We start from the raw sequence: 22,764 nt of genomic DNA, 5'->3' as shown, positions 1-22,764 counted from the left end.
CGGATCCGTGGGTCTCAGGCCCGCAGGTCCAGCAGATAGCCGGTGCTCTTGAGGAACTCGCCGGCCGCGATGCGGTATTCCCCCAGCCGCCACTCCGGATTCTGCGGAATGCTGCGTTCGAATGCATGCAGCAAGCCGCGCCAGTCGCCGTCGTTCAGCAGCGCCGCCTTGAACGCCTCGAACGCGCGCGGCTGCACCACGCCCATCAGGGCGGCCGTGGCGCGGTCCGCCGGGCGCATTTCCATCTGGCCGTTGCTATAGCGCACGCTGGGCAGGTCGACGATGGTGCCGGCCGGCAGGTCGCGGGCCGGGCTGCCGGCCAGGGACTGGCCGGACAGGGGGGCCAGCGGCCGCGTCGGGCCGTCGACGAATTGCGCGGGTTTCTGATACAGGTTTGGCGGCGCGGAGGCGGCATCCGTGATGGACATGAAATCGGTTCCGAATAGGCGATATCTGGAGCTTGCGTTGCCGGGTTGACGGCAATTCGAGCGGCGACTTAAGGCAGCATCCAGGCGCGTGGCGCCGGCGCCGACTTTGCAATGCTTTGAAGTCTGGGATGGCGCGGCGCGATATCTTTGGATTTTCAGTCCAAGGGACCACCATCATGCATGCTTTGTCGAAACGGTGCGGGGCCGAGTTTTTCGGGACTTTCTGGCTGGTGCTGGGCGGCTGCGGCGCGGCGGTGCTGGCCGCCGGCGTGCCCGATGTGGGCATCGGCTATGCCGGCGTCGCCCTGGCGTTCGGCCTGACGGTGCTGACCATGGCCTTCGCCGTGGGCCATATCTCAGGCGGGCATTTCAACCCTGCGGTGACCGTGGGGTTGCTGGCGGGCGGGCGTTTTCCCGCCAGGGACGTCCTGCCCTATGTCGTGGCCCAGGTGCTGGGCGCCGTCGCGGCGGCGGCGGTGCTGGCCTGCATCGCTACGGGCAAGACGGGGTTCGACCTGCAGGCCAGCGGCTTCGCCGCCAATGGCTATGGCGATCATTCTCCCGGCAAGTACTCGCTGGCGGCGGCTTTCACCGCCGAGCTGGTGCTGACCGCCGGCTTCATCTTCGTGATCCTGGGCGCCACCAGCAAGCGCGCGCCCGCCGGATTCGCGGGCATTCCCATCGGCCTGGCCCTGACGCTGATCCATCTGGTCAGCATCCCGGTGACCAACACCTCGGTGAATCCGGCGCGTTCAACCGGCCCGGCCCTGTTCGTCGGCGGTTGGGCGGTGGAGCAGCTGTGGCTGTTCTGGGTGGCGCCGATCGCCGGCGCCGTGGTGGGCGCGATCGCCTACCGCCTGGTCAGCCGGCCCGAGAACGAGTAAGCAGGCTCGCCGACGTCCCAGGTGCGGGGCCGGCTTGCGCCTTGTGGCGTTCTGGCGGGACTCAGGACGCCGTAAGTCGCCGCTCGATACGCTCATAGATTCCGCCACTTTCCGGGCCTGATCCGTGAATCCCCTTCCTTTGTCCGGCGACGCTGGCTCGCCGACGCGCTACGACACGCCCACCATCCTGCTGCATTGGCTGACGGCCCTGCTTGTGATCGGACTGTTCGCTCTGGCCGAGATATGGGACGCGCTGCCGCGCGGCACGCCCGCGCGCAAATTGCTGCAGTCGCTGCATGTGTCCTTCGGCCTGCTGTTTGCGGCCGTGCTGGTGGCGCGCATTGTCTGGCGCTTGACGGCGGGGCGGCGTCTGCCCCGGGCGTCCGGCGGCATCTGGGGACTGGCCGGCTCAAGCATGCATGTCCTGCTCTATGTGTTGATGGCGGCGCAGGTCGTGCTGGGTTTCCTGTTCCGCTGGGCGCAGGGTGAAGCGTTCACCTTTTTCGGCCTGTTCGACGTGCCCACGCTGATCCCCATCGACCGCGAGCAGCGCCGCGCCATCGGCGGCCTGCACGACACGGTGGCCTGGACCATCATCGTCCTGGCGGGTTGCCATGCTCTGGCGGGGTTGGCCCATCATTACTGGCTGAAGGACGGGATCCTGCGCCGGATGCTGCCGCGGCGTTGAGCGCCGCGTCGCGGGAGGATTCCGGGGCAGGGCGGTCGCAGGTTGTACATTACGCACTGTCGTCTGCTCCATTTTTTACAGGATTCCCCCATGAGCGCCCCTGAAGTCCTCATTTCTTCCTCGATTGCCTGCGCCAACGGCCGGCCCTTCGTGCTGTTCGGAGGCATCAATGTCCTGGAATCGAAGGACCTGGCGTTGCGCGCCTGCGAGGAATACCAACGTGTCACGTCCAAGCTTGGCATTCCCTATGTGTTCAAGGCCTCGTTCGACAAGGCCAACCGTTCCTCGATCCATTCGTATCGCGGACCGGGGCTGGAAGAAGGCCTGAAGATCTTCGAGGCCGTTAAGAACGCGTTCGGCGTGCCCGTCATCACCGACGTGCACGAACCCTGGCAGGCCGCGCCGGTGGCCGAGGTGGTCGACGTGCTGCAGCTGCCGGCCTTCCTGGCGCGGCAGACCGACCTGGTGGTGGCGCTGGCCAAGACCCAGCGCATCGTCAACATCAAGAAGCCGCAATTCCTGAGCCCGGGCCAGGTGCTGAACATCGTCGAGAAATTCGTCGAGGCCGGCAACGATCAGTTGATTCTGTGCGATCGCGGCACGAACTTCGGCTACGACAATCTGGTCGTGGACATGCTGGGATTCGGCGTGATGAAGAAAGTCACCGGCAACCGTCCCGTGATCTTCGACGTGACGCATGCGCTGCAGCAGCGCTCGTCGCTGGACGCCGCCTCGGGCGGACGCCGCGAGCAGGTGGCCGACCTGGCGCGCGCCGGCATGGGCGTGGGACTGGCCGGTCTGTTCCTGGAGGCCCATCCGGATCCCAGGAACGCCAAATGCGATGGCCCCAGCGCCTTGCCGCTGGATAAGCTCGAGCCGTTCCTGACCCAGCTCAAGCAGTTGGACGACCTGGTGAAATCCTTTGCGCCCATCGACATCGAACCCTGAGCCGGCTGTCACGCTCGCACAGTCATGCTGTTATACGATCCTGGCCGGATGCTAAGGAGGCCAGGATGTCTTTGTACGTGATCGTCGCCGTCCGCAAGGAGCCGCTCAGCGGCCATGTGGCCTATGTGCGCTGGGGGCAGGCCGAGCGCGGCGTGCCGGGTTGGGTCAGCGAGCCGGTCACGGCGGCCGCGTCGGAAGTCATCGAGCTGATCCGGCAGGGGGCGGAAGTGGAGACGGCATTCAGCGTGGAGGGCACGTCGGTGGCATCGCGGCCGGTGCGCGTGCTGACCGACGACGAGGGCCGCGAGCGGCTGGCCTCGGCGCCGGCGCCCAGTTCGACGTTGCACACCCTGTTCGACTTGCCGGAGTTCTAGTCCGGCGGACGAGCCGCGCGCGGCGGCGGCCCGGGAGCATTCAGAACAGGCACTGCCGCAGGGCGAACCTGCGGCCAAATGCGTGTACCTGGTCGCCGTCGAACGAGGCGCCCAGGTCCCAGCGCCCGCCGCGCGTCACCAGGATGGACTGGCCGGAGCAGGCATGCCGGAAGGCGAACAGCCAGAAGGCGCATTCCGATCCGACAGGCTCCAGGTCGTGCGGGCCGATCATCAGCCGGTTCGGCCGCGGGGTCGCGCCCAGCGTCCAGCGCAATGCGATCGCCAGGAAGGCGAAGCGCGCCGAGAGGGAGGATGGCTGCACGCGCAGCATGCGGATCGTCTCTTTCATGGCCTATACCTGATCTTGCATCCAGGGTGGGGCCAGCGTATCAAAGATGGTCCGGGCCTTCCATACGGCGTTTGGGCGAGGCGCGCCCGCCGTCGGCTGCGCGCAACGGTTCGGGCCTGGCCCCGCGGCTGCGCATGAATGTCGTCATGCGCAGGCATCCACGAAACCGCACACTAGCGTCGCAGGTGGCGGATCAGCAGGATCAGGGCCAGCGCGGGCGCGATGGAAAACGCGGCGAACAGCCACAAGGCGGCCTGCCGCGCGCCTTCGACGCCGCCCGGTTGGGCCAGTCCCGCGCTGTTGGTGATGACGCCGGCCAGCGCCGCCGTCAATGCCGTTGCGTAGAGCTGCACCGTGGTGACGGACGAGGCGGTCAGGGTTTCCTGGCCCGCCGGCGCGGCATTGAAGACGCGGGTCAGCAGATGAGGCCAGCCCAGGCCGATGCCGAAGCCCACCGCGGCCAGCGCCAGCGCGCCGACGGCCAGGCCGGCCGGCGATCCGAAGGCGCCAGGCAGCGGCATCAGGATCGCCAGCAAGACTAGCGCGGCCAGCACCACCGCCGGCCCCAGCCGCATCATGCCGTCGGCCGCCGCGCCGCTGCGCGTGGCGCTGGGCATGGCCGCCAGCGTCCAGCCCGCCGCCATCGCCGCCGTCATGTAGCCAGCGGCCAGCGGCGAGAAACCGTGGATGGTCTGCAGGAAGTAGGGCACGAAGATCTCGGTGGTGATGGCGGCCACTACCAGGCAGATGATGGCGTACAGCGAACCGAGCGGCGTGGCGAGCGTATAGGCGCCGCTGGGCAGCAGTTTCTTGCCGGCGCGGGTGTCGACCCGCGCGATCAGCAGCGCGATGGCCAGGCCGGCGACGATGCCGGCCAGGTTCCAGCGCAGGTCCTGAGACAGGCTGGCCAGCGTGATGGCCAGCACGCTGGCCACCAGCAGTCCGAGCGTGGCCAGCGGTACCGGGCTGGGCCGCGCGTCGCTCACCGTCGACTTGCCGCCCACCTTGGTCGCCACGATGAAGGCCAGCAGCGCGCCGGCGGGCAGCAGCGTCCAGAACGCCAGGCGCCAGTGCCCCGTCTGGGCGAAGATGCCGCCGATGGCCGGGCCGCACAGCGTCGCCACCCCCCACATGCCGGACACCAGCGCCATCGCGCGCGACCACAGCGCCGCGTCGAACACGATGCGGATCAGCGCATAGCTCAGCGCGAACAGCACGCCGCCGCCCAGTCCCTGGATGCTGCGGCCCGCCAGCATCCAGGGCATGGAGGGCGCGAGCGCACAGACGACCGAGCCGGCCGAGAAGACGGCCACGGCCAGCAGGTACGCCGCCTTGGGACCCCATGCCTGGATCAGCCGCGCCGATAGGGCCGAACCGACGATGGAGGTCACCACGAACAGCGTGGTGTTCCAGGCGTAGTACTCCAGGCCGCCGATGTCCTTGATGATGCTGGGCAGGATGGTGGTGACGATGTAGACGTTGATGGCGTGCAGGGCGACGCCGCCGGCCAGCGCGATGGAACGCAGCGCGTTGGCGCCATGCAGCAGGTCGGCCCAGCTGGCGCCTGACGCCTGCGCGGTGTCTGAATTCACGGTGTGCTCCTGCCGCTGCGGGCTTGTGGGTATTTAAACAAGAATTATCTTTGAATAATAAGAGGGAGCGGCCGAGCCGGCAAGGGCGGTGGCGGCGTGGGGTTTCTCGGGGCCGGGCATGCAAGGCGCCACGCCAGCCGCTCCATGCATCTTTGTGTCCGGCGCTTGCCGAAGAGGGCTTCAGCCTTGGCGCAGCCCATCCAGCAGCAGGTCCAGCGCGCGCAGCGCCTGTTCCAGCCGTTCGCCATCGTCGGGCGCCGCGGCGATCCAGAAGGCGCCGTCCATCAGCGCCCCGTTGATGAGCCGTGCCAGCGCCTGAGGTTCGGCGGCGCGGACCTGGCCTTCGTCCATCAGGCTTTGCAGCAGGGTGGCCAGCGACGTGATGCAGGGCTGCTGGGCCGGCTCCGAGGCCGGCCCCAGCACGGCGCGCGCGTCCTGTAGCGCGATGCGCTGGATTTCGGGTTCGGTCGCCATGCGCAGCCAGGCGCGGCAGCGTTCGCGCAGCGCCGTCCAGGCGTCGGGCGCCGCGTCCGAGATGCGCTGCAGCCTCTGGTCCATTTCCTGGTCGAGTTCGGCGGCCACCGCAGCCAGCAGTCCCTGCTTGTCGCCGAAGTGATGGTAGAGCGCGCCGCGGGTCAGGCCGGCCGCGGCGGTCAGCTCGTCCATGGACGCCGCGGCATAGCCCGAGTCGCGGAACGCCTTGCGGGCGGCGGCCAGCAGCTTCACACGGGTTTCCTCGATCATTTCGGCGCGGGTTCGGGACATGGCGGGTTTCCTGGTGGCATACGCTGCGTATGTTAATTGACATGCACCACGTATGTGAATACGATTTGGCATACGCTTCGTATGTAAATCTGGCGCGGCCTGGACGGCGGCGTCCTTTTTTTCACAGGTGCGCGGTTGCGAAATCCTTATCGAGAGTTGTTCAAGGCGCCCGGCGCCGCCGGCTTCGTGCTGGCCGGCCTGATGGCGCGGCTGGCGCTGCCCATGGCGGGCATCGGCATCATCACCATGCTGTCCCAGCTGCGTGGCGCCTACGCATTGGCGGGGGCGGTGGCGGCCACGTTCTCGCTGTCCACCGCCTTGCTGGCGCCGTGGATATCGCGCCGGGTGGACCGGCACGGGCAGACCCGGGTGCTGCCGCTGGCGGCGGCCCTGAGCATCCTGGCGCTGGCGGGGCTGGCGGCCGGCGCGCATGGCAACTGGCCGGATTGGACCCTGTTCGTCTGCGCGGCGGCGGCCGGCGTCATGCCCAGCATGCCGGCCATGGTCCGGGCGCGCTGGAGTGCGCTGTACCGCGACCAGCCGCTGTTGCGCACGGCCTTCGCGCTGGAATCGGTGCTGGACGAGGTCACGCTGATCGTCGGCCCGCCGCTGGCGGTGGGGCTGAGCGTGGCCTGGTTTCCCCAGGCGGGGCCGCTGGCCGCAGCGGCGCTGCTGGCCGTCGGCATCACCGCGTTCAGCCTGCAGACCCGGACCGCGCCGCCGCTGAACCCGGCGCGCGCCGGCCGCGAGCCGACCGTGCTGGGCGTGGCAGCCTTGCGTAAGCTGACGTTCATGCTGGCCGCGATGGGCGTGATCGTGGGCGTCATCGATGTGATGAGCGTGGCCGTCGCCACGCGTCAGGGCGTGCCGGCGGGCGCCAGCATCGTGCTGTCCGTGTATGCGCTGGGTTCCTGCCTGGCCGGACTGGCGTTCGGCGCGATGCGCCTGTCCATGCCCTTGCCGCGCATGCTGGCCATCGCCGGCGCGATGACGGCGGCCACCACGCTGCCGCTGCTGTGGGTCGACGACCTGCTGAGCCTGTCGCTGGCGGTATTGGCGGCGGGCGTGTCGTTCGCCCCGACCATGATCATCGCCATGGGCATGGCGGAGGCGGCCGCGCCCGCGCATCGCCTGACCGAAAGCCTGACCTGGCTGGTGGATATGCATGGCATCCGCGCGGGTTTCGGCGCCGCGGTCGGCGCGGGCGCGGCGGTGCTGGCCATCGTGCTGTCCGGCGCCTTGCGTGGGCGTGACGCTGGCGCGTCTTCGGCGGCCTGAGCGGCGCGCCGACGCAGATAGAATTCCTGGCATGCGTGCCGCGGGGGCGCGTGATCGTCAGGAGAACAATATGTCTAGAACCGTGATCAATCCCGACACCGTCTTCAACTCGGTGCAATACGGCTTCAGCCAGGCCGTGGTCGTTACCGGCAGCCGCCGCATGTTGCTGTCGGGGCAGGTCGGCATCGACGTCCACGAGCGCACCGTGGGACCGGGCCTGCAGGAACAGACCGAGGCCGCGCTGGACAACATCGAGCGCGTGCTCGCCGCCGCGGGCGGACGGATCGATCAGGTCATCATGCTGCGCATCTATATCTGCGAAACGGCGCGTGAAGACCAGGAGGTGATCGCGCAGGCGTTGCGGGAGCGCTTCAAGTCGGATCCGCCGCCGTCGTCGTGGATCGTCGTCAGCGGCCTGTCGTTGCCGGAATGGCTGATCGAGATCGAAGCCGAGGCCATGCTGGACTAGAGGGCGTGGGCGGCGGGTCCGCGATGCCGCTGGCGCTAGGCGGAGGCCGCGCCGCGCGCGGGCTTGTCGCGCCAGGGGGGCGCGGCGAAGGCCTCTTTCAGATACGCGAGAAATCCCGCCGTGCGAGCCGGCAGATCCTGGCGCGATTTCACCAGCGCCACCACATTGGCCGGCGGCAGCGCCCATCCGGCCAGCAGCGGCACCAGCCTGCGGGCGCGCACATGGTCCGCCACGTCCCATTCCGAGCGGGCCACTATGCCCTGGCCGTCCAGCGCCCATTGCAGCGCCGCCGCGCCCGTGTTGCTGGAAAGCACAGGCGCGATACGCACACCGACCGCCGGGCCGCCGCCTTTCTTGAAGCGCCACAGGGTCACGTCCTCGTCGTTCTCGCGCAGCGCGATGCAATCATGCTCGCGCAGGTCCTCCGGCTTGGCCGGCGCGCCGTGACGCGCCAGATAAGCGGGCGAGGCGCAGAGGATGCGGCGGTTCGGCGCCAGCGGATAGGCCACCAGCGTGGAGTCGCGCAACTCGCCGATGTGCACCATCACGTCCCAGTCGTCGCTGGACAGCCGAGGCGGACCGTCGGACAGCGTCAGGCTGGCCGTGATGCCCGCGCTGCGCTGGCGGAACTGCGCGACCAGGCCGGCGATGTGGCGTTGCCCGAAACCCAGCGGCGCCACCACGCGCAGATGGCCGGCCACCATGCCCCGGCGGCCCGCCAGCTCGTCGGCCAGGTCATTGATTTCATTGCTGATCTGGGTGGCGCGCTGCGCCAGCAGGCGACCTTCGTCGGTCAGGGCGGTGCCACGGCCGGAACGGTTCACCAGGCGCACGCCCAGCCGCTTTTCCAGCGCGTTGAGCCGCTGCGTCACGGCGGGCGGCGTCACATCCAGCGCGCGCGCCGCCTGCGCCAGCGAACGGGTCGACGCCAGGCTCAGGAAGAAACGAAGATCGTCGGTGGTGATCATGCGGGCGCCTGGGGGATTCAGAACGGAATTAACTGACAATTAAGGCGATATTAAACATGCGAACGCGCATGCGCGCCATACTGCGGACACGGCGGGACTGCGTCCGCCATTGCTTCCCGACCCTACCGGGCGACCGAACCACGACTACAGAATCCGCCATGAACGACACGCTCAGCGCCTCGCAGCGCCCGACCCTGGAATCCCTGGACACGCCTTGCCTGGTCCTGGACGAGACGCGGATGACGCGCAACATCGAGCGCCTGAACGGCCTGATGGCAGGGCATGGCGTGCGCCTGCGGCCACACCTGAAGACGCCGAAATCCATCGACGTGGCGCGCCGTGTAATGACGGGGCCCACCGGCCCTGCGGCGGTCTCCACCTTGCAGGAGGCCGAGCAGTTCGCCGCCGCCGGCATCACGGACCTGCTCTACGCCGTGGGCGTGTCGCCGGCCAAACTGGATCGCGTGCTGGCCCTGCGCCGCCAGGGGGCGGACCTGACCGTGGTGGTCGACAGCCTTCAGGCCGCGAGCGCCGTCGCCGGGCGCGCGCAGGCCCAGGGCGAGATCATTCCCGCGCTGATCGAGATCGATTGCGACGGCCACCGCGCGGGTGTCCAGCCGGGCAATACCGAACAACTGCTGGCGATCGCCCGCGAGCTGCACGGCGCGGGCTGCCTGCGCGGCGTCATGACGCACGCAGGTGAGTCCTATGGCTGCCGCAGCGTCGAGGCCATCGCCGACATGGCCGAGCAGGAGCGGCGGGCGGCGGTGAGCTGCGCCGACGCCATCCGCGCCGCCGGCCTGCCGTGTCCGGTCGTCAGCGTGGGGTCCACGCCCACCGCCCATTTCGCCCGCAGCCTGGAGGGCGTGACCGAGGTGCGCGCCGGCGTCTACGTGTTCTTCGATCTGGTGATGGCGGGGCTGGGCGTATGTCAGGCCGACGATATCGCGGCATCGGTGCTGACCACGGTGATCGGACATCAGGCCGAAAAGGGCTGGATCCTGGTGGACGCGGGCTGGATGGCGATGTCGCGCGATCGCGGCACGGCGAAGCAGCCCGTGGACCAGCTGTACGGCCTGGTGTGCGATGCGCAGGGCCGGCCGTATCCCGACCTGCTGCTGGCCGAGACCAACCAGGAGCAGGGCATCATCAAGCTGCGCGCCGGCAGTGGCGCGACCTTGCCGGATCTGCCGTTGGGCACCAAACTGCGCATCCTGCCCAATCATGCCTGCGCCACCTGCGCGCAGCATGAGGCCTATGAAGTGGTGCGCGGAGCCTCGCCCGAGGTCGTCGCGCACTGGGAACGTTTCCGCGGCTGGTGAGCCGCGCCTGGACTGGAATCCGCATGGACCTGATTTACACCCCCGACGCCACGCCGCCCGCCGGCCATTATTCGCAGGCGGTGCGTGCCAACGGCTTTGTTTTTGTCTCGGGACAGCTCGGCTTCCTGGCACCGGCCGGGCCGGGCGCCCGGCCCGTGCTGGCGCAGGGCGCGGCGGCGCAGGCCGAAGCGGCGCTGCGCAGCATGGAAGCCATCCTGCTGGCGGCGGACTCGTCGCTGGCGGCCGTGGTCAACGTCACTGTTTACGTGCGCGACGTGGGCTTGTGGGACGAGGTCAACCGCGTTTACGAGCGCCGCTTCGGGGCGCACAAGCCGGCGCGCGCCATCGTGCCGACCGGCGAACTGCATTACGGCGCGTTGGTTGAAATCAGCGCCGTCGCGCTGGCGCAGGCGTAGTCCCGCCTGGCCGGCTGCCTATAATGCGGGCGATTCCAGGCTACGGAGGATGTCCGCGATGCAGTACGAATATCTGTTCTGGTCCATGGCCGCCGTCGTGGCGGCGGCGCTGGCTGGCGGCGCGCTGTGCGGCCGGCTGGGATCGGTCAAACGGACCTTGGTCGGGGTGGCGGCGCTGGCGGTGGCGATTTTCGTCGCGGTGCTGGTGTTGTCGCGCCTGAATGGATTCGCGGATCTGGCGGCGATGCTGTCCATCGCCGCCTTCATGTTCGGACTGGTGATCGCCGCCGCGGCCTCGCTGCTCACGCGGCGCATCCTGCTGCGCCGCGCGGAACGCTGAGCGGGCGGGAAGGGGTCTTATTCCTCTTCTTCGTAGTCCTCTTCGCCGTCCTCGTCTTCGTCCTCTTCGTATTCCTCTTCGTCCTCGTCGTCCTGCTCGAGGGCGTCATAGCCCTTCCAGGTGATGCGCCAGCGGGTCGCGCCGGCATTGGCGGCGGTTTCGCTGATCTGCTTGACCAGCCCGGCGTCTGCCAGCAGGTCCATGTGATGCGCGATGAGCTGCAGGCCTTGCTCTTCGGGGTGCGGCGCCAGGGCGGCGTTCTTGATGTCCAGGGTGCTCAGGTTGGGGCCAGGCGCGTCGCGCAGGGCTCCCAGGATCGTGACGACCAGATCGAAATCGCGTTGCATGATGTCCACCATGTGGGGGTAGGGAAGAAACAGGCCGACAATAGCAGAGTTCCGCGGCAGCGATGCGACAGGGCCGGCGGCTGGGTTACAGTCCGGGATCGTTGGTTTACCGCATTGGCGCTACACGTATGAATGAAGCTATGCACGCCGCGCATGCCGCGCGCGTTTCCCGCCCCTGTCTCGAGGGCGCTTTTCCCTGGGGGGCCGGACGATGAAGAAGCCCGCCGAACGCGACTGCGTCGCCGTGGTGCCTGGTTACACCGGCCAGGTCGCGAAACTGTATCTGGGCCGCGACGAGGAAGGCCGTCTCGCTGGCGTCACCATTTTCGACCTGCTGGGACACGTCAAGCTGCAGGGCACGGCCGAGGAGGCCGCCGCCTGGGTGGGGGAGTGGTTGTCGCAGGAATCCGACAATCGCAAGGCCCGGCGCACCCAGCTGCTGGCGCAGTTGTTCCTGTGCAAACTGACGGGTGACGAGAAGGCCGCGTTCCTGGCCGCGCAGCAGGCGCTGGGGCGGACGCTGGCCGATGCCGGGGTGCGCAGCCGTAGCGTGGCCGCCACGTCGGGGGCGGCGCGCCCGTCGCTCGGGCCGAAAGTCAGGAATCGGTAGCACAAGGCTGTTATAGTCGCGCCTGGGCGTGATCATGCACCGTCATGAGGCATGCTCAAGCGGGCCTGGCCCGCGCATCAAGGAAGAAGGATCATGGAAATACAAAGTCGGCACCTTGCCGACGTGGCGGGCGGCGTCGAACTGCACACGACGCTGGACGGCGAGAGCATCAGCGTCTACGTCGTGACGGGCGTCACCGATCTCAACGCGATCGCAGAGATCGTCCCCCGCGAGAAAGTCGAGGCCGGAGCGGACATACACGCAGCCAATGTCGACAATATTGATAATGCGCAAGACCAGATCGACCAGGTCCTGGAAAATATGAACCCCGGCGACGTGGCGGTTTTCCTGTGCTCGGACACCGACGCTTTCGGCGCGGCGCTCGATCTGCTTGGTTTGCCCATCGACGAGTAAGCCTGGCGGCAAACCAGGATGCCTGTGTAAACGACGTATATGAAGAGTTTGTTCGTATAAGGGTTTACACGGCATTTATATAAGCCTTGCTTGTTTTTTCATCATGCGTTGGTGTTTTGCACCAGTGCAGGGCTTTTTGTTTTCTATAAAAACGTGCGTGAATATTCGTCAGTTTCTCTTTGTTGCATTATTGGCACGCGTTTTTTAAGATTATATTGACTTGTGAGGGGAACCTAACGATAGTGTCGGCACACGATCACAAGCGTTGCGATTTTCGTTCAGTGCCGTGCCTTTTCCGGCTCAGTGTTATTGTTCTACTGTCCCCTCCTTGATTGATTCGTGACCTCCGGGCATTTGCCCATTATCTCTAGGAAATACAGTATGAAAACCGGCGTCGTTAAGTGGTTCAATTCGGAAAAAGGCTATGGCTTTATCACCCCGGAAGCGGGTGGTAAGGACCTGTTCGCCCACTTCTCCGAGATTCAGGGTTCGGGCTTCAAGTCTCTGGAAGAGAACCAGCGCGTCAGCTTCGTGACCGCCAACGGTCCGAAGGGTCCGCAAGCTACGAAGATTCAAGTCCTGTAAGGACCTGATTTTTCGGAAAAGCCCCCGTCAGGGGGCTTTTTTGTTGCCGCGCCACGCCGAACGCCCGCAAGGAAGCCGGCATCGAGCGTCCGGCGATGATGTTGTCCTTGCATCCCGGGCAGGAACGGCCGGGCGGCGTTGTATGCTGCAAGTGCGCGCCCGCGCTGCCGCATTTCTTCTTTCCTGGATGTCCAGCATGTCCTCATCTTCCCTGCCCACGCCGCTTCCGCAGCCCGCCGAGGTCGTCGCCTTCTGGCGCGACGCGGGCCCTCAGCAATGGTTCAGCAAGAACGCGGCCTTCGACGCCGAATTCCGGCGGCGATTCGAGAGCGCCCATATCGCCGCCGCGACCCGCGAGCTGGACGACTGGCTGGGAGATTCCACCGGGGCGCTGGCGCTGATGGTCCTGCTGGACCAGTTCCCGCGCAACGCCTATCGTGGCACGGCCCACATGTTCGCCACTGATCCGTTGGCGCGCTATTGCGCCGAGTACGCGATCGGCGTTGGCCATGACCTGGCGGTCGATGCGCAACTGCGCCAGTTCTTCTATCTGCCTTTCGAGCACGCCGAGGACCTGGAGGCGCAGGAACGCGGCGTGGCGCTGATGGAGGCGCTGGGCGGCGACACGCTGCGCTGGGCGGTCCTGCATCGCGACATCATCAAGCGTTTCGGTCGTTTCCCCCACCGCAATGCGGCGCTAGGCCGCCTGACCACGCCTGCCGAGCAGGCGTTCCTGGATGGGGGCGGTTTTTCGGGCTGACGAATCGCGTGCCGTTTATTCTGGTTTCTTTATGTGTCAACGAACGCCAATTTGAAAATATCCATACATTTCAACAAAATGCATGGTGACGCGGCTCGTTGATGACCAGGCCCGTTCTCCCGGCTCCAGGAGCGCGGCGGGCAGGGGCGGGAATTGCACAATTGACGTTTTTCGAAATTCGCCAATACACTGGTTCCAGCGAGATTTTCAAGCGACGCGGTCTGCGTTTAACTTGTCGCCGTCATTGTTGTTGCGGTTGCTTCCTCTCCCATCCTTGACGATCTGGCGCCCCGCGAGCAATCGCTTCCCCTGGATTCAAGGACATCCGCATATGGCAACCGGCATCGTCAAGTGGTTCAACGCCGAAAAAGGGTATGGCTTCATCGTTCCCGACGACGGCAGCAAGGATCTTTTCGCTCACTACTCCGAAATCCGCAGCGAAGGCTACAAGACGCTGCAGGAGAACCAGCGCGTCAGCTTTGAGGTCGGCACCGGCCCCAAGGGTCCGAGCGCGAAGAACATCAAGGTTTCGGCCTGATCCGCCGCGCCTGGGGTTCGTGGGGCGGCATGCCCGCATGGCCCGGGCTTTCAATGCCTTACACATGAAAAATGCCAGTCAGTGATGCTGACTGGCATTTTTTTTGCCTGGGGTTCGCGGGCGCCGGCTTTCAGCCTTCGATCGGCCGGTTGGGGTACAGGTTCAACGACAGGACGGCATCGGAATAGGTGTCCAACAGCATGCCTGACAGATGGCCGTGCAAGGCGCCGAACAGCGGCCAGGTGAGCGTCTCGCTGCCCGGCAGCAGGTCCAGCAACAGCAACTGGCCGGTCCGCACCGTGCCGACGAAATAGGCGCGCTCATCGTGCTCACCGGTCGGCATGGCCCGATAGATCTTGGTGGCGCGGCCGCTGTCGTCCTTGCGCCAGGTATTGCTGCTGGAGGTGCCCTTGGCGCCGATGGCCGGGATGTCTGCCTGAATCGTGTCCCAAAGGGCGCGGGCGTTGGCGGCATAAACGAGGATGGTCATGGTGGACGCGCTCCTGTCGGGAATGGGGGGCGTGGCAAAAGTAGCAACATCGCCGCTTTCCGGCAAGCCCGGCCCGGCCGTGCTCCACGCCGCAATCATGCTTCGGCATGCGCGGCGTGTCGCCCGCCGTCGGCAACCCGGCACCCGCCGCATTTGCATGCGGCAGGCCGAGGCGTTGTTCAGTGGTGCTTCGCGTGGGAAGGCGACGACAGCCTGTCCACCAGGGCGATGCCCAGGGCCGAGGCGATGAAGAGTGCGTGAATGATGGTCTGCCACATCACGCCGGCCTCGGTGAAACGTGCATTGGGCGTGCCCAGCGTGCCGGCCTCGATGAAGGTGCGCAGCAGGTGGATCGAGGAAATGCCGATGATGGCCATGGCCAGCTTGACCTTCAGCACGCTGGCGTTCACGTGGCTGAGCCACTCCGGCTGGTCCGGGTGGTTTTGCAGGCGCAGGCGCGACACGAAGGTCTCGTAGCCGCCGACGATCACCATCACCAGCAGGTTGGAGATCATCACCACATCGATCAGGCCCAGCACCAGCAGCATGATCTCCATCTCGCCGAAGCTGGTGGCGTGCGTCAGCAGGTGCCAAAGTTCCTTCAGGAACAGCATGACATAGACGCCTTGCGCGACGATCAGCCCCAGATACAGCGGCAATTGCAGCCAGCGCGAGCTGAAGATCAGGCCGGGCAGCAGGCCGAGGCGGGGAGGGATGTTGGTGGACATCATGGGTGGGTTGCGAGCCGTTTGTTGTTTGCGGGAAAAAGCGCGGCGGCAATTCTATCAATGCGAAGCAACAGCGGACACCTGTTTCCGTAACGATTTTCAGGCATCGCATTGCCGCGGATTCGAGGTGGCGTCATCCCGTGCCTAGCATGCCCCATGGGGGTTTGCATGGCTTTTATGTAAGGGAAATTCGCATTTGCGAAACTCTGTGGCGAAACGTCTGCGCCGGTTTTCCCATAGATAGAATTGCCGGCAAATTCGCATAGAGCTTGTCAAAAAGGAGTTTGTTCCCATGAAGATCCGGTACACCGCCGCAGCCCTGGCGCTCGCGCTCGCTCCGTACTCCGTTTCGCATGCCCTCGACATCGGCGGCCTGGTCGGCGCCGGCAGCAAGGTCGTGCAGGCCGCCACCCTGAGCGATGCGGACATCAAGACCCTGTCGGACAAGGCGTGCGCGCAAAGCGATTCGCAGGAAAAGATCGCCGCGCCCGGCAGCAAGTACGACGCCCGCCTGCAGAAGCTGGCCAAGTCGCTTGGCGCCAGCGTCAATGGCCAGCCCGCCAACTACAAGGTCTACATCACCAAGGACGTCAATGCCTGGGCCATGGCCAACGGCTGCATCCGCGTCTACAGCGGCCTGATGGACATGATGAATGACGACGAAGTGCTGGGCGTGGTGGGCCACGAAATCGGCCACGTCGCGCTGGGTCACAGCAAGAAGGCCATGCAGACCGCCTACACGGTCTCGGCCGCCCGCGATGCCGCCGACGCCGCCGGCGGCGCGACGGTCGCCGCGCTGAACAAGTCGCAGCTGGGCAACCTGACCGAGAAGTTCATCAACGCGCAGTTCTCGCAATCGCAGGAAAGCGCTGCCGACGACTACTCGTTCGACCTGATCCAGGCCAAGAAACTCAATGCCCGTGGCCTGGTCACGGCGTTCCAGAAGCTGGCCGAACTGGACGGTGGCAAGAGCGATATGATGAGTTCGCATCCGTCCTCGGCCAAGCGCGCGCAGCACATCGAAGAGCGCATCGCCAAGGCCAAGTAAGGCGTTCGATCCCGCTTCCACCGGGAGGAAAACGGGGCGCGGGCATCCGGATGTATCCGGGGCCCGCGCCCCGTCGCGTCAGGGATCCGGAAGTTTCCGGTAAAATGCCGCGTTTATCCGCCCGTCACCATTCATTTTTCGGAAAATAGGTCTTTTAATGCAGCCTGTGGTTGAAACCCTCTCCGGCCTGGAGCGCCGTGTTGATCTGGCCGTTTCGGTGGCCGACGTCGAAAAGGAAGTCCAGGCGCAGCTCAAGCGCGTGGCCCGCACCGCCAAGGTGCCCGGCTTCCGTCCCGGCAAAGCTCCGCTCGCCATGCTCGAACGCAGCCATGGCCCCGGCATCCGCTATGACGTGATCAACAGCCAGGTCGGCCGCGCTTTCGAACAAGCCGTGGACGGCGCGAAGCTGCGCGTCGCCGGCGCCCCGAACCTGGAACCCAAGACCGAAGGCGTCTCGGATGACACGCTGGCGTTCACCGCCACGTTCGAGGTCTATCCCGAAGTCGCCGTGCCTGACCTGTCGGGCCTGGCCGTCACGCGCTACGAAACCGCCGTGACCGACGCCGAAGTGCAGCAGACCCTGGACGTGCTGCGCAAGCAGCGCGCCACGTTCGAAGCCCGTGAAGGCCGCGCCTCGCAAGACGGCGACCGCGTCACGCTGGACTTCGCCGGCACCATCGACGGCGTGCCGTTCGAAGGCGGCAAGGCCGAAGGCTTCCCCTTCGTGCTGGGCCAGGGTCGCATGCTGCCCGAGTTCGAGGAAGCCGCCCGTGGCCTGAAGGCCGGCGAGACCAAGGTCTTCCCGCTCAAGTTCCCCGATGACTACCAGGGCAAGGAAGTCGCCGGCAAGACCGCCGAGTTCACCATCACCGTCAAGGAAGTGGCTGAAGGCGTGCTGCCCGAGCTGAACGGCGAATTCGCCAAGTCCCTCGGCCAGGCCGAAGGCGACGTGGAAAAGCTCAAGGCCGACATCCGCAGCAACATCGAACGCGAAGTCAAGACGCGCTCGCAAGGCCGCACCAAGGCCAGCGTGATGGACGCCCTGGTCGAAGCCGGCAAGTTCGACGTGCCGAAGGCCCTGGTCGACAACGACGTGCAAGGCCGCGTGGCCGCCGCCCGCGAAGAACTGAAGCAGCGCGGCATCCCCAACGCCGAGTCGGTGCCGATCCCCGCCGAAGCCTTCGCCACCGAGTCCGAGCGCCGCGTGCGCCTGGGCCTGCTGGTGTCCGAGCTGGTCAAGCAAGCCCAGCTGCAAGCCAAGCCGGAACAGGTCCGCGCCCGCATCGAAGAGTTCGCCCAGAACTACGAACAACCCGCTCAGGTTGTCAGCTATTACCTGGCTGACCGCCAGCGTCGTGCTGAAATCGAGGCTATCGTGCTGGAAGACAATGTCGTCGCGCACGTTCTGGAAAAGGCCAAGGTCACCGACGAGAAGGTGCCTTTCGATCAGTTGATGGGGATGGCGTAATTACTATGCAGAGATTCACCGATTTCTATGCGGCAATGAATGGCGGGTCTTCGGTGACCCCCACCGGCCTGGGCTACATTCCCATGGTGATCGAGCAGTCGGGGCGCGGTGAACGCGCCTACGACATCTACTCGCGTCTGCTCCGCGAGCGGCTCATCTTCCTGGTGGGCCCGGTCAACGACGCGACCGCCAACCTGGTGGTCGCCCAGTTGCTGTTCCTGGAATCGGAGAATCCTGACAAGGACATTTCCCTGTACATCAACTCGCCCGGCGGGTCGGTGTACGCGGGGATGGCCATCTACGACACGATGCAGTTCGTCAAGCCGGACGTGTCCACCCTGTGCACCGGCCTGGCGGCCAGCATGGGCGCGTTCCTGCTGGCGGCGGGCAAGAAGGGCAAGCGTTTCACGCTTCCCAACTCCCGCATCATGATTCACCAGCCCTCGGGCGGCGCCCAGGGCCAGGCCTCCGACATCCAGATCCAGGCCCGCGAAATCCTGGATCTGCGCGAGCGCCTGAACCGCATCCTGGCCGAAAACACCGGCCAGCCCGTCGAACGCATCGCCTTGGACACGGAACGTGACAACTTCATGTCCGCCGAAGATGCGGTATCGTATGGACTGGTCGACAAGGTGATGACCTCCCGTTCGGAAGGCTGACTTTCCGGCTTGTCCGAATCAGCTGCCATCACGTTCGAGTATGCGTAGGCTGCGCCGGGTCCTTAGGGCCTGGCGCGTCGTTACCTGAGATACGAAATACATATGCCTGAAAAAAAGGGATCGGCAGACGCAAAGGTGCTGCATTGCTCGTTTTGCAATAAAAGCCAGCACGAAGTCCGCAAGCTGATCGCAGGTCCGTCGGTATTCATCTGCGATGAGTGCATCGACCTGTGCAACGACATCATCCGCGAGGAAGCCCAGGCAACCGCGCGCGCGGCGATTCGTTCCGAACTGCCCACTCCGGCTGAAATCAAGACCTTCCTGGATCAGTACGTGATCGGGCAGTCGCTGCCCAAGCGCATGCTGGCGGTGGCGGTCTACAACCACTACAAGCGGATCCGCCACGGCGAGATCAAGGGCGACGAGGTCGAGCTCTCCAAGAGCAACATCATGCTGATCGGCCCGACCGGCTCGGGCAAGACCCTGCTGGCCCAGACGCTGGCGCGCATGCTGAACGTGCCCTTCGTCATGGCCGACGCCACCACGCTGACCGAAGCCGGCTACGTGGGCGAAGACGTCGAAAACATCATCCAGAAGCTGCTGCAGAACTGCAACTACGAGGTCGAGAAGGCGCAGCGCGCCATCATCTACATCGATGAAATCGACAAGATCTCGCGCAAGTCCGACAACCCGTCCATCACGCGTGACGTATCGGGCGAGGGCGTGCAGCAGGCCCTGCTGAAGCTGATCGAAGGCACGGTGGCCTCGGTGCCGCCGCAAGGCGGGCGCAAGCACCCGAACCAGGACTTCGTCCAGGTCGACACGACCAACATCCTGTTCATCGTCGGCGGCGCCTTCGACGGCCTGGAAAAGGTCATCCGCGACCGCACCGAAAAATCCGGCATCGGCTTCTCGGCCTCGGTCCGGGCCAAGTCCGAGCGCGGCGTGGGCGAACTCTTCTCCGAAGTCGAGCCCGAAGACCTGATCAAGTTCGGCCTGATCCCCGAGCTGGTCGGCCGCCTGCCGGTGGTCGCCACGCTCGATGAGCTGGACGAGGCTGCTCTCATCCAGATCCTGACCGAACCGAAGAACGCGCTGCTCAAGCAGTTCCAGAAGCTGTTCGCGATGGAAGGCGCCGAGCTGGATGTGCGTCCCACCGCCCTGACGGCCATCGCCCGCAAGGCGCTCAAGCGCAAGACCGGCGCGCGCGGCCTGCGCTCCATCATCGAGCAGGCGTTGCTCGACACCATGTATGACCTGCCTTCCCAAGGCAACGTCAAGCGCGTGGTGCTGGACGAGAATGTCATCGAAGGCGACGGCAAGCCCTTGCTGATCTACGCTGACGAGGCCGGCGCTTCGGAAAAGCCGGAGCGCGGGGAAGTCCGCGACGCCGCAGCCTGACATTTCAAGAAAACCCGTTCATGTAACGGGTTTTTTTGGCCTTGTTGGCCACCAGGACGCCGGGACCTTGAATTTTCGGCTATTGTTCCCATAACAGACGTAACTGACGAGGGCGCCCGTGTTTTCGGGCCTTCTCTGTCCCCGATACGCCGAGTCATACCGAGGAACCATCTATGTCTGCCAGCCAGACCCTGCCTTCCGACCCGATCGACCTGCCGCTGTTGCCGCTGCGCGACGTGGTGGTGTTCCCGCACATGGTCATCCCGCTGTTCGTCGGCCGTCCGCGCTCGATCCGCGCGCTGGAAGTCGCGATGGAAGCGGGCAAGAGCATCATGCTGGTGGCGCAAAAGTCCGCCGGCAAGGATGATCCCACTCCCGAAGACGTCTACGAAATCGGCTGCGTCGCCGGCATCCTGCAGATGCTGAAGCTGCCCGACGGCACCGTGAAGGTGCTGGTCGAGGGCACGCAGCGCGCCCGCATCAACACCATCGAAGACGCGGATTCGCACTTCACCTGCCAGGTCACCCCGATCGAGCCGGACGCCATCCAGGGTTCCGAGACCGAGGCGCTGCGCCGCGCGATCGTTGCCCAGTTCGAGCAGTACGTCAAACTCAACAAGAAGATCCCGCCCGAGATCCTGACCTCGCTCGCCGGCATCGACGACGCCGGCCGACTGGCCGACACGATCGCCGCGCACCTGCCGCTTAAGCTCGAGCAGAAGCAGAAGATGCTCGAGATCGTCGGCACCTCCGAGCGCCTCGAAGGCCTGCTGACGCAGCTGGAAACCGAAATCGACATCCTCCAGGTCGAAAAGCGTATCCGCGGCCGCGTCAAGAAGCAGATGGAGAAGAGCCAGCGCGACTACTACCTGAACGAACAGGTCAAGGCCATCCAGAAGGAACTGGGCGAAGGCGAGGAAGGCGCTGACATCGAGGAACTCGAAAAGAAGATCATCGCCGCGCACATGCCCAAGGAGGCCCGTAAGAAGGCCGACGCCGAGCTCAAGAAGCTCAAGCTCATGTCGCCCATGTCCGCCGAAGCCACGGTGGTGCGCAACTACATCGATACGCTCATCAATCTTCCCTGGAAGAAGAAGAGCAAGATCAACAACTCGATCAGCAACGCCGAGACGGTGCTGGACAACGACCACTACGGCCTCGAGAAGGTCAAGGAACGCATCCTTGAATACCTCGCGGTGCAACAGCGCGTGGACAAGGTCAAGGCGCCGATCCTGTGCCTGGTCGGGCCTCCGGGCGTGGGCAAGACCTCGCTCGGCCAGTCCATCGCCAAGGCCACGAACCGCAAGTTCGTGCGCATGGCCCTGGGCGGCGTGCGCGACGAAGCCGAGATCCGCGGCCATCGCCGCACGTATATCGGCTCGATGCCCGGCAAGATCGTCCAGAACATGACCAAGGTCGGCGTGCGCAACCCGCTGTTCCTGCTGGACGAGATCGACAAGCTGGGCATGGATTTCCGTGGCGATCCTTCGTCGGCGCTGCTGGAAGTGCTGGATCCCGAACAGAACCACACGTTCCAGGACCACTATATCGAGGTCGATTTCGACCTGTCCGATGTGATGTTCGTCGCGACCAGCAACACGCTGAATATTCCGCCGGCGCTGCTGGACCGCATGGAAGTGATCCGCCTGTCGGGTTACACGGAAGAGGAAAAGATCCACATCGCCCGCGACCATCTGCTGCCCAAGCTGATGAAGAACAACGGCGTCAAGGACAACGAGCTGACGGTCGATGAGTCCGCGCTGCGCGACATCGTGCGCTACTACACCCGGGAAGCCGGCGTGCGCGCGCTCGAGCGTGAAGTGGGCAAGATCTGCCGCAAGGTCATCAAGCAGCTGCTCACCCAGAGCGACAAGGCCAAGGCTGAAGGCAAGACCGCGGAAGCCAAGGTCGTCAACGTCACCGGTGAAAATCTGTCCGACTACCTGGGCGTGCGTCGCTACACGTTTGGTATGGCCGAGAAGGAAAACCAGATCGGCCAGGTTACCGGCCTGGCCTGGACGGAAGTCGGTGGCGACCTGCTGACGATCGAAGTGGCGGACATGCCCGGCAAGGGCGTGATCCAGCGCACGGGCTCGCTCGGCGACGTCATGAAGGAATCGGTCGAGGCCGCCCGCACCGTGGTGCGCTCGCGCGCCCGGCGCCTGGGCTTCGCGGACAGCGTGTTCGAGAAGCACGACATGCACGTGCACGTGCCGGAAGGCGCGACGCCCAAGGACGGTCCGTCCGCGGGTATCGCGATCACCACGGCCATGGTGTCGGCCCTGTCGCGCATCCCGGTGCGCGCCGACGTCGCCATGACCGGCGAGATCACGCTGCGCGGCGAAGTCCTGCCCATCGGCGGCCTGAAGGAAAAGCTGCTGGCCGCGCATCGCGGCGGCATCAAGACGGTCTTGATTCCGGAAGAAAACGTCAAGGACTTGGCGGAGATTCCGGACAACGTCAAGAATCATCTGGAAATCGTGCCGGTGCGCTGGATCGACAAGGTTCTGGAGCTGGCTCTGGAGCGCCTGCCGGAGCCGCTGGCCGAGGAAGAAGCCGTCAAGGAACCGCTGGTGGCCAAGCCGGCGGAACCGGGCAGCACGGATCCGGTGCTCAAGCACTGATATCCTGAGCAGATAAGAAAAGCGCCGCTTATGCGGCGCTTTTCTTTTAGGGGCAACGACGGCTCCGATGGATATGCCATGGCGTCGGCATGAAGCGTGTGGCCGAGCTGGCGCCGATAAGAGGGGCATGCTGGTGCCAGGGCCAACCTGGTGTCGTGCCCTGACGCATCGCCAAACAAAAACCCCGCCATGGCGGGGTTTCCTGTCGCGGTGTAGCGATCGATGCTGCGGGAGCCGGGCGTGGTCAAGCCCAGGTCGACCGCAATGGCGC

At 65.4% G+C, this 22,764-nt stretch carries 27 protein-coding genes; 19 read left to right on the top strand and 8 right to left on the bottom strand.

What is annotated here, in order from left to right:
* Positions 1-14: 14 nt before the first annotated feature.
* Entirely contained in the window at positions 15-428 is a 414-nt protein-coding gene (locus C2U31_RS23990) for a hypothetical protein (RefSeq protein WP_103275089.1), read from the bottom strand.
* Between the two features lie 176 nt (positions 429-604).
* On the opposite strand from C2U31_RS23990, the gene aqpZ reads away from it, so the two are divergent.
* The 4 genes from aqpZ (at position 605) to C2U31_RS23970 (ending at position 3,322) form a co-directional block, all read left to right on the top strand.
* Positions 605-1,312, top strand: a complete 708-nt coding sequence (aqpZ, locus tag C2U31_RS23985; protein ID WP_103276548.1) for an aquaporin Z — start codon at positions 605-607, stop codon at positions 1,310-1,312.
* 124 nt (positions 1,313-1,436) lie between these two features.
* On the top strand, positions 1,437-2,000 hold the full coding sequence (locus tag C2U31_RS23980; RefSeq protein WP_199770881.1) for a cytochrome b: 564 nt from the start codon (positions 1,437-1,439) through the stop codon (positions 1,998-2,000).
* A 90-nt stretch (positions 2,001-2,090) separates the two neighbouring features.
* A complete protein-coding gene (gene kdsA / locus C2U31_RS23975) occupies positions 2,091-2,948 on the top strand; it encodes a 3-deoxy-8-phosphooctulonate synthase (RefSeq protein ID WP_103275087.1) in 858 nt (285 codons plus the stop codon).
* A gap of 65 nt (positions 2,949-3,013) precedes the next feature.
* Entirely contained in the window at positions 3,014-3,322 is a 309-nt protein-coding gene (locus C2U31_RS23970; RefSeq protein ID WP_103275086.1) for a carbohydrate isomerase, read from the top strand.
* Between the two features lie 40 nt (positions 3,323-3,362).
* Here C2U31_RS23970 and C2U31_RS23965 read toward each other — a convergent pair whose 3' ends face one another.
* The 3 genes from C2U31_RS23965 to C2U31_RS23955 all read right to left on the bottom strand — a co-directional run bounded on the left by C2U31_RS23965 (position 3,363) and on the right by C2U31_RS23955 (position 6,028).
* Complete coding sequence (locus C2U31_RS23965) at positions 3,363-3,671, bottom strand: hypothetical protein (protein WP_103275085.1); 309 nt, start codon at positions 3,669-3,671, stop codon at positions 3,363-3,365.
* Between the two features lie 173 nt (positions 3,672-3,844).
* On the bottom strand, positions 3,845-5,263 hold the full coding sequence (locus tag C2U31_RS23960) for an MFS transporter (protein WP_103275084.1): 1,419 nt from the start codon (positions 5,261-5,263) through the stop codon (positions 3,845-3,847).
* A gap of 180 nt (positions 5,264-5,443) precedes the next feature.
* A complete protein-coding gene (locus C2U31_RS23955; RefSeq protein ID WP_103275083.1) occupies positions 5,444-6,028 on the bottom strand; it encodes a TetR/AcrR family transcriptional regulator in 585 nt (194 codons plus the stop codon).
* Between the two features lie 156 nt (positions 6,029-6,184).
* On the opposite strand from C2U31_RS23955, the gene C2U31_RS23950 reads away from it, so the two are divergent.
* Together C2U31_RS23950 and C2U31_RS23945 are read left to right on the top strand one after the other, a co-directional pair.
* Positions 6,185-7,306, top strand: coding sequence for an MFS transporter (locus C2U31_RS23950; protein WP_233772479.1), 1,122 nt, complete (start codon positions 6,185-6,187; stop codon positions 7,304-7,306).
* Positions 7,307-7,376: 70 nt separating this feature from the next.
* Positions 7,377-7,775, top strand: a complete 399-nt coding sequence (locus C2U31_RS23945) for a RidA family protein (protein WP_103275081.1) — start codon at positions 7,377-7,379, stop codon at positions 7,773-7,775.
* Between the two features lie 35 nt (positions 7,776-7,810).
* On the opposite strand, the gene C2U31_RS23940 is transcribed toward C2U31_RS23945, so the two are convergent.
* Positions 7,811-8,743, bottom strand: a complete 933-nt coding sequence (locus C2U31_RS23940; protein WP_103275080.1) for a LysR family transcriptional regulator — start codon at positions 8,741-8,743, stop codon at positions 7,811-7,813.
* A gap of 158 nt (positions 8,744-8,901) precedes the next feature.
* On the opposite strand from C2U31_RS23940, the gene C2U31_RS23935 reads away from it, so the two are divergent.
* The 3 genes from C2U31_RS23935 to C2U31_RS23925 are packed head-to-tail and all read left to right on the top strand — an operon-like array spanning position 8,902 to position 10,821.
* Positions 8,902-10,065 carry a DSD1 family PLP-dependent enzyme gene (locus C2U31_RS23935; RefSeq protein WP_103275079.1) on the top strand — a complete coding sequence of 388 codons (1,164 nt, stop codon included), beginning with the start codon at positions 8,902-8,904 and terminating at the stop codon, positions 10,063-10,065.
* 23 nt (positions 10,066-10,088) lie between these two features.
* Positions 10,089-10,481, top strand: coding sequence for a RidA family protein (locus C2U31_RS23930; RefSeq protein WP_103275078.1), 393 nt, complete (start codon positions 10,089-10,091; stop codon positions 10,479-10,481).
* 58 nt (positions 10,482-10,539) lie between these two features.
* Complete coding sequence (locus C2U31_RS23925; protein ID WP_103276547.1) at positions 10,540-10,821, top strand: hypothetical protein; 282 nt, start codon at positions 10,540-10,542, stop codon at positions 10,819-10,821.
* Positions 10,822-10,838: 17 nt separating this feature from the next.
* On the opposite strand, the gene C2U31_RS23920 is transcribed toward C2U31_RS23925, so the two are convergent.
* Positions 10,839-11,168: a DUF2513 domain-containing protein gene (locus C2U31_RS23920; protein WP_103276546.1), complete on the bottom strand. Its 330-nt coding sequence runs from the start codon at positions 11,166-11,168 to the stop codon at positions 10,839-10,841.
* Positions 11,169-11,379: 211 nt separating this feature from the next.
* Between C2U31_RS23920 and C2U31_RS23915 the strand changes: the two genes are divergently transcribed.
* From C2U31_RS23915 to C2U31_RS23895, 5 genes are all read left to right on the top strand, one after another.
* On the top strand, positions 11,380-11,778 hold the full coding sequence (locus C2U31_RS23915) for a hypothetical protein (RefSeq protein WP_103275077.1): 399 nt from the start codon (positions 11,380-11,382) through the stop codon (positions 11,776-11,778).
* Between the two features lie 93 nt (positions 11,779-11,871).
* Complete coding sequence (locus C2U31_RS23910) at positions 11,872-12,192, top strand: hypothetical protein (RefSeq protein WP_103275076.1); 321 nt, start codon at positions 11,872-11,874, stop codon at positions 12,190-12,192.
* Positions 12,193-12,573: 381 nt separating this feature from the next.
* Positions 12,574-12,777: a cold-shock protein gene (locus C2U31_RS23905; RefSeq protein ID WP_103275075.1), complete on the top strand. Its 204-nt coding sequence runs from the start codon at positions 12,574-12,576 to the stop codon at positions 12,775-12,777.
* A 196-nt stretch (positions 12,778-12,973) separates the two neighbouring features.
* The gene (locus C2U31_RS23900; RefSeq protein ID WP_103276545.1) at positions 12,974-13,537 is read left to right on the top strand and encodes a DUF924 family protein; all 564 of its coding nucleotides are present in this window, start codon (positions 12,974-12,976) and stop codon (positions 13,535-13,537) included.
* A 331-nt stretch (positions 13,538-13,868) separates the two neighbouring features.
* The gene (locus C2U31_RS23895; RefSeq protein WP_103275074.1) at positions 13,869-14,075 is read left to right on the top strand and encodes a cold-shock protein; all 207 of its coding nucleotides are present in this window, start codon (positions 13,869-13,871) and stop codon (positions 14,073-14,075) included.
* Positions 14,076-14,205: 130 nt separating this feature from the next.
* Here C2U31_RS23895 and C2U31_RS23890 read toward each other — a convergent pair whose 3' ends face one another.
* Positions 14,206-14,565 (bottom strand): hypothetical protein, encoded by a 360-nt coding sequence (locus tag C2U31_RS23890; protein WP_103275073.1) that lies wholly within the window; start codon positions 14,563-14,565, stop codon positions 14,206-14,208.
* Positions 14,566-14,744: 179 nt separating this feature from the next.
* Complete coding sequence (locus C2U31_RS23885) at positions 14,745-15,293, bottom strand: TIGR00645 family protein (RefSeq protein ID WP_103276544.1); 549 nt, start codon at positions 15,291-15,293, stop codon at positions 14,745-14,747.
* A gap of 292 nt (positions 15,294-15,585) precedes the next feature.
* On the opposite strand from C2U31_RS23885, the gene C2U31_RS23880 reads away from it, so the two are divergent.
* The 5 genes from C2U31_RS23880 (at position 15,586) to lon (ending at position 22,493) form a co-directional block, all read left to right on the top strand.
* On the top strand, positions 15,586-16,341 hold the full coding sequence (locus tag C2U31_RS23880) for a M48 family metallopeptidase (protein WP_103275072.1): 756 nt from the start codon (positions 15,586-15,588) through the stop codon (positions 16,339-16,341).
* A gap of 157 nt (positions 16,342-16,498) precedes the next feature.
* On the top strand, positions 16,499-17,809 hold the full coding sequence (tig, locus tag C2U31_RS23875) for a trigger factor (RefSeq protein ID WP_103275071.1): 1,311 nt from the start codon (positions 16,499-16,501) through the stop codon (positions 17,807-17,809).
* 5 nt (positions 17,810-17,814) lie between these two features.
* The gene (gene clpP / locus C2U31_RS23870) at positions 17,815-18,468 is read left to right on the top strand and encodes an ATP-dependent Clp endopeptidase proteolytic subunit ClpP (RefSeq protein WP_103275070.1); all 654 of its coding nucleotides are present in this window, start codon (positions 17,815-17,817) and stop codon (positions 18,466-18,468) included.
* Between the two features lie 102 nt (positions 18,469-18,570).
* Entirely contained in the window at positions 18,571-19,869 is a 1,299-nt protein-coding gene (clpX, locus tag C2U31_RS23865) for an ATP-dependent Clp protease ATP-binding subunit ClpX (protein WP_103275069.1), read from the top strand.
* Positions 19,870-20,042: 173 nt separating this feature from the next.
* Positions 20,043-22,493, top strand: coding sequence for an endopeptidase La (lon, locus tag C2U31_RS23860; RefSeq protein ID WP_103275068.1), 2,451 nt, complete (start codon positions 20,043-20,045; stop codon positions 22,491-22,493).
* Positions 22,494-22,764: the final 271 nt, after the last annotated feature.

The organism is Achromobacter sp. AONIH1, from assembly GCF_002902905.1.
Classification (GTDB): Bacteria; Pseudomonadota; Gammaproteobacteria; order Burkholderiales; family Burkholderiaceae_B; genus Achromobacter.
This window is presented reverse-complemented; position numbering and strand designations above follow the sequence as displayed.